Origin of the sequence: Nibrella saemangeumensis (assembly GCF_039541915.1) — a bacterium.
Taxonomy (GTDB): Bacteria; Bacteroidota; Bacteroidia; order Cytophagales; family Spirosomataceae; genus Nibrella; species Nibrella saemangeumensis.
Map to the genome: position 1 here is coordinate 270545 of NZ_BAABHD010000029.1, position 15690 is coordinate 286234.

Annotated in this window: 10 protein-coding genes; 5 read left to right on the forward strand and 5 right to left on the reverse strand. The window is 52.4% G+C overall.

Features of this window, described 5'->3' with window-relative positions:
* Positions 1-28: 28 nt before the first annotated feature.
* Positions 29-1237: a trans-sulfuration enzyme family protein gene (locus ABD949_RS14230; RefSeq protein ID WP_345244509.1), complete on the reverse strand. Its 1209-nt coding sequence runs from the start codon at positions 1235-1237 to the stop codon at positions 29-31.
* A gap of 69 nt (positions 1238-1306) precedes the next feature.
* A complete protein-coding gene (locus ABD949_RS14235; RefSeq protein WP_345244510.1) occupies positions 1307-2395 on the reverse strand; it encodes a sulfite exporter TauE/SafE family protein in 1089 nt (362 codons plus the stop codon).
* Positions 2396-2717: 322 nt separating this feature from the next.
* On the opposite strand from ABD949_RS14235, the gene ABD949_RS14240 reads away from it, so the two are divergent.
* The 4 genes from ABD949_RS14240 (at position 2718) to ABD949_RS14255 (ending at position 8853) form a co-directional block, all read left to right on the forward strand.
* On the forward strand, positions 2718-3173 hold the full coding sequence (locus ABD949_RS14240; protein WP_345244511.1) for a MarR family winged helix-turn-helix transcriptional regulator: 456 nt from the start codon (positions 2718-2720) through the stop codon (positions 3171-3173).
* 74 nt (positions 3174-3247) lie between these two features.
* Positions 3248-4576, forward strand: a complete 1329-nt coding sequence (locus ABD949_RS14245) for a TolC family protein (RefSeq protein ID WP_345244512.1) — start codon at positions 3248-3250, stop codon at positions 4574-4576.
* Positions 4577-4593: 17 nt separating this feature from the next.
* Complete coding sequence (locus ABD949_RS14250) at positions 4594-5649, forward strand: efflux RND transporter periplasmic adaptor subunit (protein WP_345244513.1); 1056 nt, start codon at positions 4594-4596, stop codon at positions 5647-5649.
* Between the two features lie 90 nt (positions 5650-5739).
* The gene (locus ABD949_RS14255) at positions 5740-8853 is read left to right on the forward strand and encodes an efflux RND transporter permease subunit (protein WP_345244514.1); all 3114 of its coding nucleotides are present in this window, start codon (positions 5740-5742) and stop codon (positions 8851-8853) included.
* A gap of 91 nt (positions 8854-8944) precedes the next feature.
* On the opposite strand, the gene ABD949_RS14260 is transcribed toward ABD949_RS14255, so the two are convergent.
* Positions 8945-9919 carry a polyprenyl synthetase family protein gene (locus ABD949_RS14260; protein ID WP_345244515.1) on the reverse strand — a complete coding sequence of 325 codons (975 nt, stop codon included), beginning with the start codon at positions 9917-9919 and terminating at the stop codon, positions 8945-8947.
* Positions 9920-10094: 175 nt separating this feature from the next.
* On the opposite strand from ABD949_RS14260, the gene ABD949_RS14265 reads away from it, so the two are divergent.
* Complete coding sequence (locus tag ABD949_RS14265) at positions 10095-11012, forward strand: patatin-like phospholipase family protein (protein ID WP_345244516.1); 918 nt, start codon at positions 10095-10097, stop codon at positions 11010-11012.
* A gap of 79 nt (positions 11013-11091) precedes the next feature.
* Here the strand turns inward: ABD949_RS14265 and ABD949_RS14270 are convergent, their stop codons facing one another.
* Positions 11092-14478: a TonB-dependent receptor gene (locus ABD949_RS14270; protein ID WP_345244517.1), complete on the reverse strand. Its 3387-nt coding sequence runs from the start codon at positions 14476-14478 to the stop codon at positions 11092-11094.
* A 330-nt stretch (positions 14479-14808) separates the two neighbouring features.
* The gene (locus ABD949_RS14275) at positions 14809-15660 is read right to left on the reverse strand and encodes a DUF4397 domain-containing protein (protein ID WP_345244518.1); all 852 of its coding nucleotides are present in this window, start codon (positions 15658-15660) and stop codon (positions 14809-14811) included.
* Positions 15661-15690 lie beyond the last annotated feature (30 nt).

Below are 15690 nucleotides of genomic sequence, written 5' to 3' on the forward strand. Positions count from 1 at the left end.
TTTACCTGCTAAACACGAACAGCACGTACTAACGTTCAGTTGTTTGCAGCACCTCCGCCGATTTGGCAATGGCCTGCGTGAAGTCTTTAATCAGATCGTCGATGTCCTCCAGACCCACCGATACCCGAATCAATCCTTCCGTGATGCCCAGTGATTCTTTTTCCTGCGGCTTCAACTTGGAATGGGTTGTCGTGAAGGGGTTGGTCACGATGGTCCGGGTATCGCCCAGGTTCGACGACAACGATACGATCGTAAGGTTGTTATACAGCTCTTTCACCCGCTCAAAACCACCGTCAACCTCAAAGGTGACGATAGCACCACCCGCCGACATCTGGCGTTTGGCCAGTTCAAACTGCGGATGCGACGGCAGGAACGGATAATGCACCGCTTTTACGTCCGGGTGCTGCTCCAGCGCTTCGGCCAGTTGCAGGGCATTGCGGCAGTGACGCTCCATCCGCAGGTCCAGCGTCTCCAGACTTTTGGAAAGAACCCAGGCGTTGAACGGCGATAGCGACGGTCCGGTATGCCGGGCGAAGAAGCGAATTGGAGCCATCAGATCGGCGCGACCAACAATGATACCACCCAATACACGACCCTGGCCATCCATGTATTTGGTTGCCGAGTGAATCGATAGGTCGGCACCGAAGTCGATGGGCGTTTGCAGGATAGGGGTAGCAAAGCAATTGTCGACCGAAAGGATAAAGCCGTACTTCTGCTTCAACCGGCCCAGCATCTCCAGATCGACTAGTTCCAGACCGGGGTTTGACGGGGTTTCCAGGTACACCATCCTTGCGGCCGGAGCGCCGGTATTGGGCTGAATGGCCGCTTCCCACTCAGCTTCCGACGCGTTAGCATCCAAGTAGGTGTAGGTAATGCCCCATTTGGGCAGGATTTGCGAGATAATCTGGTGGGCCGAGCCAAACAAGGCACGGCAGGCCACGATATGATCGCCCGACTTCAGCAACGCCCCCATGCTAGCAAATACGGCCGCCATACCGGTTGCCGTGGCAATACCTTCCTCGGCATTTTCGAGCATACACACCTTCTCAACGAACTCCGAAACGTTGGGGTTCGAGAAGCGGGAGTAGATATTACCCTCTTCTTCTTCGGCAAACAAGGCACGGCCCTGTTCGGCGCTGTCAAACGTAAAACTCGATGTCAGGTACAATGGCGTCGAGTGTTCCCGGTATTGCGATTTTTTCGTCTGGGTGCGTATCGCTTTGGTTTGTTTTTTCATGCTACTGTCCCGGCCAGCATACCGGCCGGCGCTGAATACTCTAGGCCAGCATACCTGCTGGCGAAACAATTAAAGAATAAACATCAATATCTTCCGCAAACTTACAATGATTACGACAATGCCGACCAGCACCATCATCGTTTTTACCGGCAACCGGCGCGATAAATGGGCGGCTATCGGAGCAGCTATCATTCCACCCAGAATCAGGCCCAGAATAACCAGCCCGTAATTACCCAGACCCACGTAAAAAGCAAAAACCACCGAGCTAGCAAACGAAACAAAAAACTCAGCCAGGTTGACCGAACCGATGGTGTAACGAGGGTGCCGGCCTGCCGCAATCAGGGTTGAATTAACAATGGGCCCCCAACCTCCACCACCGATGGCATCGACAAAGCCGCCAAACCAGGCCAGAGGGGCGATCCGGCGAATAGGCTTTTTCTTTGTCCGTTTGGTTAGTGCCTTCTTCAGAATCAGAATACCCAGAATTGCGGTATAAACTGATATGACAGGCTGTAAATACTTGGCTACCACCTCCACTTCAGCCAGACTGGAAATAAGGAAGGCTCCCAGTGCAGCCCCGATGACGCCGGGAATCAGCACCGCTTTGAAAAGCTTGCTGTTGATGTTCCCGAACTTCAGGTGCATATAGCCCGAAACACCACTGGTAAAAATCTCGGAACTATGTACGCTGGCAGTAGCAAAAACCGGACTGATTCCTACGTTGATGAGAAATGTTGTAGCGGTAACTCCGTAGGCCATGCCCAGTGCTCCATCAATCATCTGGGCGATAAAACCGGCCATCAGGAAGTAAAAAATATCGGGATTTACTTCAACGGATGTGACCAGAAGCGTCATCTGATCCCAAGTCAGGTAGCTGAAAATCAGGTGACCGACGATCATCAGCGACAGCGCGGCAAATGCATAAACGGCTACCTCTGTCCGGGTCCGGCGACGTAAGAGCGCAGCAAATCGGGATGGCGTTTCGGCTTCGGCAATCTGCACCTCCACATACGGCAACGCTTCCTGGATCAGCTTTACCTGTGCGGGCGTTGCCTCTCCTTCTATTCTGATTGTCAAGCCTTTTAACTTGAGATCAGAAGCCGTTGGTTCAACCGGCGTAGGCTCTTCGTCGAGGCCAATATCCGATGATGGCGTCATTAGTGAATAAAGTATATATACTTTGTAGACTTATCTTTTTATGAAAAACGGCACCTCATAGTGCCGCTTATTGATGGAGTGCGTGCAAATATGGCTAATCATTTGCACATCAGCAAATACATTCTATATAGAGTTAGGGTGTGGGCCGAATTTTAATTTCACTTTTCTTATTTAAATATTTTTTTGGGCTTTAACAAGAATCTCGTCTAACAAGTCTCTGTGGAGCCTGAGGGGCCTTTTTCCACATTAAACTTTACTAAAACCCAAAAAACTTTTTTGTAAAATATTTGGTTGACATATCAACAGACCTTTACTTTGCACCATGAGCGTAAACGAAGCACAACAACGGGTACAGCAACTTGTCAGCTTTAATTTGGCTCAGGTTAACCATAAACTGTTCCGGCATACCAACCGGGAGTTAGCCAAGTTGCCAATGCCGGTACTGATGGAGCAGTTGCCTATTTTATTTATGCTGTACCTGTACAGTGACGAATGCAAATCGCAGCAGGAAATAGCCAATGCCCTGCAAAAGGATAAATCAGGTATCCTGCGGTCGATCCGGACGCTGGAAAAGAACAATTACGTGCGGGTGGTCCAGGATGCCGGTGACCGCCGGAAAAATTCGGTTTGCCTGACTGATGCCGGTAAGGCCGTTTGCGATATAGCCATTGAAACGGCGCAATCGCTGGATAAAGAGATAACTGATCACCTCACCCCGGAAGAAACAACGTCGCTCCTGCGTATCCTGAACAAGATTAATATCGCTATTACGAACTAACACCTATTTTTTTGGACTATGGGTTGATATATCAACCGTTGATATGTCCACTTTTAACTTGAGTAAGCACAATAATGAAAAAGCTAATCACACTGAGTATTCTGTTAGCCGGGATCCTGCCCTTTCAGAGTTCAGCGCAGCAGCCGCTGAGTCTGAAGCAGGCCATTGACTATGGGCTTCAGCATTTTGGCACCGTACGCATTGCGCAGAACCAGACCGAAATTGCCCGCCAGCAGGGACGCGAAGCCGTAGCCGGTTATCTGCCGCAGGTAACGGGTTCCGGAACAGTTGACGACAACATTAAACTTCAATCGACCCTGCTGCCCGCCGGTGTATTTGGTCCTGAACCACGGCGCGTTGCTTTTGGCTCAAAATATCAGACCACCGCATCGGCCCAGGCCGACCAGGTGATTTATGACAAATCGCTGCTGATTGGCATTAAGGCGAATAAGCCGAACCAGCAGCGGGCAGAGCTGAACGAACTTCAAACCAAAGAAGAGGTCATTTACAACATCGCCAGCAACTACTACCAGGTATTTGTGGTCCAGCAGCAGATCGGGCTGTTGCGCGATAACCTGGACCGGACACAGCAGGTTCTCAACATCCTGAAGCTGCAGCGCGACAATGGCGTTATTCAGCAGGTCGATTACGACCGCACGGAGGTAAACATTAACAATACCCGCTCGCAGTTGACGCTGGCTGAGAACAATCTGAACCTGGCGCTGAACCGACTGAAATTCCAGATGGGTATGCCACTGGAGCAAGCCGTTACGCTAACAGACTCTACGGTGCTGACCAGATTACCGAATGTAGGTCCGACCCAGTTTGACCCAAAAAATCTGACGGCAGTCCGGCTATCGGATACCGACATTGCCCTGCAGCGGCTGAACCTGGAGAGCATCAAAGCCGGCTACCTGCCGCGACTGAGTGCATATGCCCGCTACGGTACACTGACCCTAGGCAACGAATTTATTCCTTCACTGAGCAAGTTTACCGGTTTCGGTTCGGTGGGTCTGCGCTTATCGGTGCCCATCTTCGACGGCTTCCGGCGCGATGCGCAGATCCGGCGCACGCAGCTGAACGTGCAAACGCTGGAAGAACAGCAGAAACTAAATGTGTCATCGTACCAGCTTCAGTTCAACAACGCCCAGTCGCAGATACAGCGGTCTCAGTTAAGCGTGCAGAACGACGAGCGTACCGTGCAATTGGCGCGTAAGGTATACGACATAACAACGCTCCAGTACCGGCAGGGCACCAAGCCGCTGACCGACCTGATCAATGCCGAAAACTCATACCGCGAGGCACAGACGAATTACGTCAATTCGCTGATCAACTTTTACCAGGCCCGGTTAGACCTCGAACAGTCGCAGGGCACCTTAACAAATTTCTTTAACCAACTATAAGCATACACCCAAAGATTATGAAAAAGACAGCCCTTATCGTGATCGTGTCTGTACTGGCCATCGTCTCGTTAATCGGTTTTCGACTGGCTTCCAACAAGAAGAAGATTGATGAGAAGAACCAGCTACCAACCAGCACGAATGTAACCATTCCCGTAACGGTGGCTCAGGTTGAGACCGGTACCGTTACGCAGCAGTTGGTAAAGACCGGTAACCTGATTCCGTTCAGAGAAGCTGATATTATGGCTACGGCTCCGGGTAAAGTGACCCGCGTCAATTTTGATCTCGGCTCTACGGTGCGTCAGGGCATGACCCTGGTGCAGGTAGATAACCGGCTCAAAGAGTTGTCGCTGGAGGCCACCAACCTGAGCATTGATAAACTGAAGAAAGACGTCGACCGCTACAACAACCTGCTGGCTGGCAATGCCGCTACGGAAGTGCAGGTGAACGATATTAAGTATAACTACGAGAATGCGCAGAACCAGGCCGAGCAGATCAAGAAGCAGATTCAGGATGCAACGGTGAAAGCCCCCATCAATGGACAGGTTGTGAAGCGTACCGTTGAAGTCGGTGAGTTTGTCAACACGGGTACCGTGATCGGCTCCATTGTTGATATTTCCCGCCTGAAAGTAGAAGTGCTCGTCAACGAAAAAGACGTATATGAACTGCGCAAAGGACAGTCGGTAAAGGTTGCGGCCGATGTATTTCCGGGCAAGACCTTCAATGGACAGATCACGTTTATTTCTCCGCAGGGTAATGCCGAACACAATTACCCGGTTGAGATTACGCTGAATAATGGTAACCTGCTGAAAGCCGGTACCTACGTGAATGTTGACTTTTCAAAGACATCCAACGAGAAAGCCCTGCAGATTCCGCGTTCGGCGCTGGTCGAGAGCGTGAAGAACCCCTACGTGTACGTAGTTGACGGTAATGTAGCAAAGCAGCGTCCGATCAAAATCGGTCGCGAGTTCGGCGACTCCATTGAAGTTCTAAGCGGCCTTACCGCCGGTGAGCAGGTAATTACCACCGGCCAGATCAACCTGACCGACGGTGCCCAAGTACAAATCACAAAATAAATAGCGAAAGTCTGAAAGAGCGAATGAGTGAATTGTTCACGATTTCACCCGCTCACTCTTTCCCTCATTCGCTCTTTCACTAATAAAGAAATGTCAATTACCGAACTATCCATAAAACGACCGCTGCTGGTGACGACGATCTTCACCGTGCTGGTCCTGTTTGGGGTGGTCAGCTATAAGCAGTTGTCTTATAACCTACTCCCCAAGTTCGAAGCTAACGTGATCAGCATCGCTACCGTATACCGGGGGGCGTCGGCGGATGAGGTTGAAACCAACGTCACCAAGCGGATTGAAGATGCCGTGTCGGCGCTGGAGGGGCTGGATCGTATCCAGTCTACCTCGCAGGAAAGCGCATCGATCATTATCATTCAATTGAAAAACGGGATAGATGTGACCAAGGCGCAGCAGGATGCCCAGCGTAAAATCGACCAGATTGCCAACCTGCTACCCGATGAGGCCGACCGACCGATTCTGAACAAGTTCTCGACCGATGAACTGCCGGTTTTACGGATGGGCGTAACGGCAAATCTGTCACCTACTCAACTGTATGATCTGCTTGACGATAAGTTGAAGCCTCAACTGGCAAACGTGGCCGGTGTCGGTCAGGTTAACGTTATTGGTGGTACCGTGCGGCAAATTCAGGTAAACGTTGATCAGGAAAAACTCCGGGCCTACGGCTTGTCGATCGGCCAGGTATCACAGGCGATTAACAGCGCTAATACCAGCTACCCGGCCGGCCAGCTTGAAACGCGGGAGTCTCAGTACTCGATTCGTTTTGATGCGTCGGTGGAGACGCTGAACCGGATGCGGCAGCTGATTGTAGCCCGGCGGACCAGTGGGGCTCAGATTCTGCTAAGCGATGTAGCCGAAGTAGTGGATGCCACGGCTAAGCCGACGGCCATTAACCACATCAACGGTAAGCCGTCGGTGGGTGTGCAGATCCAGAAGCAGTCGGACGCCAATGCCGTGGAAGTCAGTAAACTGGTGCGGGAGCGGATTGCTGCGCTGGAGAAGCAGTATGCGTCAACCGGCCTGAATTTCAACATTGCCGCCGACCAGTCAACTTATACCCTGGCGTCCGCCAATGCGGTAGTTGATGACCTGTTCCTGGCTGTTTTGATTGTATCCGTGGTCATGCTGCTGTTCCTGCATAGCTTCCGGTCTTCGCTGTTTGTCCTGGTGGCGCTACCGTCTTCGATGCTGCCGACATTCGTGCTGATGAACCTGGCCGGCTTCTCGCTCAACCTGATGACGCTGATGGCTTTGTCGCTGGTGGTGGGTATCCTGGTCGACGACTCCATTGTGGTGCTGGAAAACATCAACCGGCACCTGGAGATGGGCAAAGACAAGCGAACAGCCGCGCTGGAAGGCCGGAACGAGATTGGCTTTACCGCCCTCGCGATCACGCTGGTGGACGTAGTGGTATTCGTACCGCTGGCCTTGACCGGCGGTCTGATTGGCAATATCCTGCGGGAGTTCTCCCTAGTGGTGGTATTCTCGACGCTGATGAGCTTGCTGGTATCGTTTACCCTGACGCCCCTGCTGGTATCGCGTTTCGGTAAGCTGGAAGTGCTGAATTCGAACTCGCTGTGGGGTAAGCTGAACATTGGCTTTGAAAATATGCTGACCCGGTTGAGTGAAGCCTACGGACGTAGCCTGAGTGTCATCTTACGACGTAAGCGGTGGGTATTCCTGGGTATATTAGCCTTGCTGGTTGGCTCCATTGCCCTGGTACCGGCGGGTTTCATCGGCGCAGCCTTTATGCCGCAGAGTGATCAGGGAGAAATGAACGTGCAGTTGGAACTAGCCCCAACGGCATCGATCAACCAGACGAACTCAGTAGCGCAACGGGCCGAGCAGCTCATTATGAAGCACCCGGAGGTAACCAATGTCTTTACCAACGTTGGCTATACCAGCAGCGGTATCGCTACCTCGTCCAACAGCAACATTGCCGACCTGAACGTAAAGCTGGTCGACAAAAAGCAGCGGAAAATCTCGACCGAAGAGTTTGGCCAGCTGCTTAAGAAAGAAGTGGCGCAGATTCCGGGGGTGAAGGTAAGCGTTGCTCCGGTGGGTATTGTGGGCGCTCAGCAGGCTCCCATCATGATTGCCGTAAAAGGAACCGATCTGGCGAGCATTCGCAAGGCAGCCGCGCAGGTGATGGAGGTTACCAAGGCAACACCAGGTACGCAGGACGTGAAGTATTCGGTTAAAGATCCGAAGCCAGAAGTGACCGTCAACCTCAACCGCGAGCGTATGGCCCAACTCGGTATCAATGCCTCGGAAGTCGGGATGGCGTTGCAGAATGCTTTCCGGGGTGATGATCGGTCCAAGTTCAAGCAGAACGGCAATGAGTACGACATTCTGATCAGCCTTGACCGCTTTGACCGGACCAACCCTGCTGACATTAGCCGCCTGACGTTTGTCAACAACCAGGGCCGCGCGTTCGAACTATCGCAGTTTGCTACCGTCGAGCAAAAAGTTGGCGAGAGTGTACTGGAGCGGATTGACCGGTTGTCGTCCATCACGATTAACTCGCAGGTAGTTGGTCGGCCAGTGGGTACGGTTGGTGCCGATATTCAGGCCAAGATGGCCAACGTGCAACTGCCGGAAGGCGTGACCATTCAGTACCTGGGTCAGTTGCAGCAGCAGTCCGATGCCTTTGGCAGCCTTGGCCTGGCGTTGATTACCGCTATCCTGCTGGTATACTTCATCATGGTGGCCCTGTACGAGAGTGTAGTGTATCCGTTTGTGGTCTTGTTCTCTATTCCGGTCGCGCTGATTGGTGCTTTGCTGGCGCTGGCGCTGTCGATGGAAAGCCTTACCGTATTTGCCATTGTCGGTATGATTATGCTGCTGGGTCTGGTGGCCAAGAACGCCATCCTGATTGTTGACTTCACCAACCACCTGAAAGCCGAAGGCAAGGAGGTAGTCGAAGCATTGATCGAAGCCGGTCGCGAGCGTCTCCGCCCAATCCTGATGACGACCCTGGCGATGGTGTTCGGTATGCTGCCGATTGCCCTGGCGAGTGGTGCCGGTGCCGAAACCAAGAACGGTATGGCGTGGGTAATCATCGGTGGGCTGACCAGTTCCCTGCTGCTGACCCTGCTGATTGTCCCGTCGATGTACCTGGTTGTCGATACCATTAAGGCAAAGTTCAGCCGGAAGGAGAAATCGACCAAAGCCGAGCTGGTAGAAGCGTAACGTGTGTATCGCGGATTTACAATCCGCAACAGCGGAATAGCTAAAAAAGCCGTTGCACCTTTTAGCGTGCAACGGCTTTTTTTATCGGTTGCTATTTGCTGCGTTCAATGGTGTACTGCACCAGTTGTTCCAGCGAGGTGCGGTAAGGGGATTCGGGAAAGCTGTAGAGAATAGTCTGGGCTTCGGTGACGTACTGCTCCATGGCTGTGGTAGCGTATTCAATACCGCCCGACTGCTTCACAAAAGCAATCACCTCGTTTACTTTCTTTGGGTTCTCGCTCTCGTTTTTGACTATATTAATCATCCGGCGTTTTTCCCAATAGCCGGCCTGCCGGAGGGCATAGATGAGCGGCAGTGTCATCTTTTTCTCTTTTATATCAATACCCAGCGGCTTGCCCACTTCGGCCGTTCCATAATCAAACAAATCGTCTTTGATCTGAAAGGCAATACCTACTTTCTCGCCAAACAACCGGGCTTTTTCAACAACGTCCGGCGTTGCATCGGCGGAGCGGGCTCCTGCCGCGCAGCAGGCGGAGATGAGCGAGGCCGTTTTCTGGCGGATAATCTCGTAATAAACATCTTCGGTGATATCCAGCCGGCGCGCTTTTTCAATCTGGAGCAACTCCCCCTCGCTAATTTCCCGCACCGCCCGCGATACGATCTGCAACAATTCATAGTCGCCGTTATCGACCGATAGCAACAAACCCCGCGACAGGAGGTAGTCACCCACCAGCACCGCAATTTTGTTCTTCCAGAGGGCGTTTATAGAGAAAAATCCCCGGCGGTAATTGGAGTCATCCACCACATCGTCGTGGACGAGCGTAGCTGTATGTAACAACTCTATGAGGGCGGCCCCGCGGTAGGTTGACTCGGTAATGGGACCGCAGACACCCGCCGTCAGAAAGACAAACATCGGTCGGAGCTGTTTGCCTTTCCGTTTCACGATGTAGTTCATGATCTGATCCAGCAGCATCACCTCACTTTTCATCAAATCCCGAAATTTCTGCTCAAAAAGCGTCATTTCGGTGGCAATGGGAGCTTGTATAGCAGCGACGGTCAGAGCCATTCAACGGGGGTTATTGCAAAACTACGGCAAGTATAGTAAGGAAATGTGGGAGGGCCAAAGCGGTACCGTTCGTTAAATCTCCTGCAGCCTAATTTGTTAAATAGGATTATTTGAACAATATTCCTGACATAGAAGTATTTCTAAGTAAAAATACCAACCTGAAAATAGTAAAGATATGAAAGCCCTGGTACTCGGTGGAGGTTCGTTGAAAGGTGCGTTTCAGGCAGGTGCTGTCATGGCGGTACTCGAAGCAGGGTACGAACCCGATGCGGTGTACGGAATTTCCGTCGGCAGCCTCAATGCTACGTTTTTAGCGTACGAAGCAGCCAAGCAATACAAAGAAACCCGCTATGTTAACTGGCCTAAGGCAGGTCGGCATCTTCTCGAATTCTGGATTCGCAACATCACCCGTCCGCAGGACATCGCTACCATCCGGTCGCGGTTCCGCACGGGGTTCAATACGCTCATGAGCCGGTTCGACGGCTTTCTGGATAACGCGCCTATTCGGAACCTGATCACCAACCATGTTGATATGGAGGTGCTTCGGAATGGCCCGGTTAAGATAAAAGTTGGTGCCGTTGACGTGGTTGGTGGCGATATTATCTACGCCGATGCAAACGACCCGAACTTTATGGAGTTCGTATACGCCAGCAGCTCGCTGCCGTTTCTGATGCCGGGCGTACACATTGGCGGTGATACCAAAAAACTGTTTATGGACGGGGGCCTTCGGGAGGTAGCCCCACTGCGCGTGGCAATTGAAGACAGTGCCAGTGAGATCGTTTGCGTGACCTGTCAGTCGCGCCGGATCTATAACGAAAAGTTTAACTGCAGGAATCTGCTGAACCTGATGGACCGGGTAAAAGATATCACCGTTAACCAGATCGTCAACAACGACATCTCCTGGGCCGAGCGTTTTGCGGAGCGGGAACGGATGCACGGCCGCGACATGCGCCTGACGGTGGTCCGACCTACCGAACCGCTTTCGCTGAACCTGCTGCGCTTTACCTCCCAGGACATCGGCGACCTGATTGTAAAAGGGTACCAGGCCGCCACAGACGTGCTGCGGGCCGAGGAGCTGAAAATGCGGGCCTGATCCCTCCTTTGTCGGGATGACAAACAGAAAGCCCCCGCCGGATTGCTCCGGCGGGGGCTTTTGCTGTTAAATCAACCGATTAGTTGAAAATATAGCGTATACCAAGCTGCGCCTGCCAGACGTTGTCGATAGTGACGCTTTTTACGAAAGAGTCACGCAGCAGAATGGTTCGGTTCGCATTGTTTTCGCGAATTACCTGCGTAGCCAGGCGGTAGGTTGGTACACCGGCCGCGTTGACACTCGCTACTGTGAGCGGGTTAACCGTTGTGGATACGTTACCTACACCCCAGGCGTTGTTCAGCATGTTGCCGAAGTTCAGGATGTCGGCGCGTAACTGAATGGTGTTACGAACACCTTTCGGGCCAACTTTCACAAAAAATTCCTGCGTAACGGTCAGGTCAACGCGGGTCAGCCACGGGAAGTAACCACCGTTCCGCTCCGCGTACATACCCCGGCGGGTTTTCAGATACGGGTTGTTCTCAATATAGTCATTGAAAGCAGCCTGCTGAGCCTCCGGCGTAAACACCTGGGCCGAAGTACCTGAACCTACCGTTAGGGAAGTAAATGCAGTCTCAGACGCATTTCTTGGCACAAAGATCAGGTCGTTAATCTGACCATCGCCGTTCAGGTCGTTTCCGTACGTGTATGAAAGCTTACCACCGCTGTTGGATACCAGACCCAGCGTAAACATAGTTGAACCACCAAACTTGCCGCCGTAATTCAGACGGTAGTTTCCGTAACCGATAATCCGGTGACGCAGGTCGTTGTCGCCGTACGCTTCAACCATGTAGTTCTGACCACCCACAGTCGGGATGTTAGCCTGTACCGTACTACCCACCGACTGCAGATCTCTCGCATACCCGTACGTGTAGGCCAGCATACCACCGAGACCGCGCACAGCCGGTTTTTCCAGCTTGGCCGTCGCGGTATAGGCATAACCCACGTTCGTATTCTTCAGCACAAACACGTTGGTAACGGCCGTGTTGTAGAAGCGTGCAGCATTTACACCCGAACCAGAAACGCCGGATGCCGGAAACCGGTCGCGGGTATCGGCACCGCTCAGCGTACGATCCGGAGCCTTTAGGTTGGCGTCGATGTAGCGTACTCCGTTAATCACCTTGTTGTAGATAAATTCTACCGTACCGATCAGGCCGTAAGGCAGTCGCTGGTCAACGGCAATGTTCGTTTTCCAAACCGACGGATATTTCAGGTTCGGATCGGTAGCGTTCACCACATACGGAGACAGTCTGGTAATATCAACCTGGTCCGGATTGGGCCGAAGGGCCGCCGGCAACTGGCTTGGATTCGTTACAAACGGTACTGTTGTGACATTCTGGAGGTTGATAACCGCCGTATTTACCCCATTATTACCTAACTGATTCGATACCAGTACCTGCGGAACCCGGGACACGAAAATACCCGTACCACCGCGTACCTGTGTCGACTTATCGCCGGTTACATCCCAGTTGAAACCCAGACGTGGTGACAGCAACAGCCGGTTTTTCGGGAATGCACCGGTGTTTACCTTGTAGTTGGCGTTGTTTTCATCCCGGAATGTCAGACCTGCTACCACCGGGTTGTTAAAGTCTTCGGCCAGTGATTGGTCGTAGGCAAAGATATCCCCGCGCAAACCCAGTGTAACCTTCAGGTTAGGCGTTGCCTGGTATTCGTCCTGCAGATAGGCACTGTAGGTCCGCGACTGCAATTGCTGCCAGGGTTCAGCACCACCCGGTAACAGCGAATAACGCAGGTTGTACCGGTTTACAGACACCGGTGAGGTGGTTGACGTTGGATTGCTGATAGATGCCAGAGCGGCCGTTTTGAAATCAGCCAATGAGTTGTAGACGTACACCCCATTGGAAGCCGGGAAGAACAGGTTATTCGAGGTAAAGTGCTCGTAGGCCAGACCCAGCGTCAACGTGTGCTTACCGGCAAAGTAGCTCAGGTTATTGGTAATATTCAGCGTCGAATAGTTCAGCTTGTTGTTCGGGGTGAACGGATCGAAGCCAATAGACATATAGGTCGTCCCGTCTTTCAGAATATCGATAGAGGGGAACAGATCTGACTTATACGTCCGGTCCTCAATCTGCTTGTTGTAGGTAGCCACCAGCTGGTTGGCAAACCGGCCCTGGAAGTTCGAGTTCAACTCGGCCGCAATGGAGCGCGTATTGTCGGCAATCAGATAGCCAGAGCTTTCGGGCGACAGCGCCAGAGCCGAGTTGGTCCGGTTACCGTTACCGGCCGTGTTACTACTGTTACTGTTGCTGATGGGTACGCCCGACTCCGAATTGTGGTGCGAGTAACGCAGCGTCAGCTTGTGACTGTCGTTGATGTTGTAATCCAGACGCAGCAAGCCCTTGATACTTTTTACTTCATTATTGAAGTTGTCGAACGGCCCAAGCGTGCGACCAAAGTTGGTCTGCATAAAGCTGGTGATATCGTCAACGTCGGCCTGCGACACGCGGGAAATGTTACCCGAAGTCTGTCCACGGTTCACGTTCCAGTCCAGCGCCGGGGTGCTACTGGTAAATTGCTCTACGTTGGCAAAGAAGAACAGTTTGTTCCGGATAATGGGACCACCCACGCGGAAGCCATACGTTTTTTCATTGATGTTGACCGGGGCAATTTCCCGGCCGTCTGCCTTTCTGCCGACCAGTCGCAGGGGATCTTTGCTACTGCGGAACAGGTGATAAGCCGAACCCGAGAAATCGTTTGTACCTGAGCGCGTTACGGCGTTGATACCGGCACCGGCAAAGCCCGACTGACGAACATCAAAAGGTGCCACGTTCAGCTGAACTTCATCCAATGCATCGATGGAAACGGCCGTGGTACCCGTACGACCACCAGCCTGTGCTGATGAACCCAGACCGAAACCGTTGTTGAACACCGAACCGTCGATGGTAAAGTTGTTAAAACGGCTGTCCTGACCGGCAAACGAGCGGCCATTGCCGTAGGCGTTGTACTTGGTAATATCGTTTACCGTACGACCAATGGTGGGAATACTGTTAATGGCATCCCGGCCGAAGGTAGTAGCGGCACCGGTACGATCCGAACTGAAGATGTCGCTCCGGCTGCCGGAAACCACAACTTCAGCCAGTTGTGTGCTTTCATCGGCCAGCGAGAAGTCTACGTTCACCGCCGTACCGAGGTTGGCGGTAAACCCTTCCTTTACCTGCTCCTTATACCCGACAAACGTGGTAGTAATCCGGTAAGGACCACCCACCCGAACGTTCGGCAGGTTAAAACGACCTTCTGTGTTCGTAACCGTACCGTAGCGTGTACCAGAAGGTACGTGTACGGCAACCACCGTAGCGCCGGGGAGGGCCTCCCCTTTCTGATCCCGGACCTGACCGGAAATTGCTGATGAAGTCACCTGGGCTAAGGCTGTGCTCCCGCCGAGTACAGCCAATAGCATACTGCCAAGCAGCATAAAAGCTGCCCTGAAACGCAGTAGTTTTTTAGACATAAAAGTGATTGGTTTGTTTGTGTTTTTTAAGCAGTGGTCCATGTTCAGGACTCAAGTACGGATTTCGCTGCAAAGGAAAGACAATTTCGGACGGTATGCAAGCAGCGTATTCTTAGGAAAGTTCTATAAATGAATACCTTTTTGGGAAAAATTCATTTCTTTATGATATTAAGCCTATTTTTATGTATTAAGAAATTATTAAGACTCCGGGACATATCTGAAAATTAGCTCAATTGCATATAATCTATATAACAAACAGAGATAAAACAGGAAAGCGTCACCCCTAGGAGCGACGCTATAGCCTGACAATCAAATGAATGTCTGTACGTTTCAGTTATGAATAATTTGGCCCAGGCCTAATGTATTACCTCCAGTACCCCGCACCAGACCACGAGCGTAGAGTGTATACAATTTGCCGGCTTCCAGGGTCACAGACTGGCTCAGGGCCGGATTGGCCGTTGCCGGGATGGTCGCACCGGTAAAAACCTGCACCGTATAAGTACCGGCCGGTACCTGGGTAAAGCTGGCAAAGTTAACGGCCGTCGTTCCGCTACCCGTTGATATGGCCCGGTATGCCCGGTTCAGAAACGTCGGAGTGGTTTGGCCGGTTGCCTGCGGTTGCAGCCGGACCGAAACGGCCGGTGCATCGGGTGCCAGGTGGAAGAATCGTACCCCGACATTTCCGGCCGACGGGGCCGTCAGGTTGTCGGTCACCACCAGAAACTGAGGCCCGCCCAGATTGGTACCACCGGAAGTGGCAGGCCGGGGACGATTCAGTGTATCCGTCACAAACACCGTATAATTGGTGTTGGCCGCAGCCGCAAAATTGTTTTGGTTGGTAGCTCCCGCCCGGAACAGGATGTCATTGCTCCCCAATACGCCACCAATGTTGCCCGAGGCTGCCCGCGCCCGCAGTTGAATGGTTCCTGCCTGGGCGGCCGTGTAGCCGGTTGAGTTTTGGCCATACGCGACCGACTGACCAGCCTGATTGTTTTCAACCAGAAAGTTGAGGGCCGGAGCCCCCGGAGCGGCATTTACGAACAGAAAACGGGCCTGGTTGGTCGATGCACCGGTAGCCGGCTGCGGATCGGGATATTCCGTAGACTGGCACCCGATAAACAACGCCGTTGTCAGAATACCGGTTGTGGCAAAGGTTCCTATATGATTCAGATATGTCTTCATACGGTCAATCTTGATCGATTTAACGTTGGC

Bases quoted from the DNA above. Each gene is read 5' to 3' on its own strand.
- ABD949_RS14230 (WP_345244509.1), bottom strand. From the start codon at position 1,237: ATGAAAAAACAAACCAAAGCGATACGCACCCAGACGAAAAAATCGCAA.
- ABD949_RS14235 (WP_345244510.1), bottom strand. From the start codon at position 2,395: ATGACGCCATCATCGGATATTGGCCTCGACGAAGAGCCTACGCCGGTT.
- ABD949_RS14240 (WP_345244511.1), top strand. From the start codon at position 2,718: ATGAGCGTAAACGAAGCACAACAACGGGTACAGCAACTTGTCAGCTTT.
- ABD949_RS14245 (WP_345244512.1), top strand. From the start codon at position 3,248: ATGAAAAAGCTAATCACACTGAGTATTCTGTTAGCCGGGATCCTGCCC.
- ABD949_RS14250 (WP_345244513.1), top strand. From the start codon at position 4,594: ATGAAAAAGACAGCCCTTATCGTGATCGTGTCTGTACTGGCCATCGTC.
- ABD949_RS14255 (WP_345244514.1), top strand. From the start codon at position 5,740: ATGTCAATTACCGAACTATCCATAAAACGACCGCTGCTGGTGACGACG.
- ABD949_RS14260 (WP_345244515.1), bottom strand. From the start codon at position 9,919: ATGGCTCTGACCGTCGCTGCTATACAAGCTCCCATTGCCACCGAAATG.
- ABD949_RS14265 (WP_345244516.1), top strand. From the start codon at position 10,095: ATGAAAGCCCTGGTACTCGGTGGAGGTTCGTTGAAAGGTGCGTTTCAG.
- ABD949_RS14270 (WP_345244517.1), bottom strand. From the start codon at position 14,478: ATGTCTAAAAAACTACTGCGTTTCAGGGCAGCTTTTATGCTGCTTGGC.
- ABD949_RS14275 (WP_345244518.1), bottom strand. From the start codon at position 15,660: ATGAAGACATATCTGAATCATATAGGAACCTTTGCCACAACCGGTATT.